The organism is Flavobacterium xizangense (assembly GCF_054075145.1).
On sequence record NZ_JBSIPG010000089.1, the window covers coordinates 1 to 275 of the forward strand.

Annotated in this window: 1 protein-coding gene; it reads right to left on the reverse strand. The window is 56.4% G+C overall.

The features are described from left to right. Positions 1-134 precede the first annotated feature (134 nt). On the reverse strand, positions 135-275 hold a 141-nt coding region (locus ACWA1B_RS22630; RefSeq protein ID WP_456910859.1), incomplete at its 5' end, for a YdgH/BhsA/McbA-like domain containing protein.

The window sequence follows — 275 nt, forward strand, 5'->3', positions numbered from 1 at the left end:
CGTTTAAAACGGAATACCCTGAAAACAGGCGGCAGATTTTACGGAGAGCGAACGGTGAAGGCAATGCAAGACTATGCAGATTTGCACACGGATTATGCAAACGGCAGGGCGACGGGCGCCGCCCTGCGCGGGGATTATTTAAACAGGTCAGCAGTGACGGTCAGGTTGCCGCCGCTCTGGTTCTGCCACTGGCGCGTAATGTGATAATACTTCGCGCCTTTGGCGATGGCGCGTTTGCCCACGGCTTCTGAGATCTCGGTTGGCGTGCCGAAGTG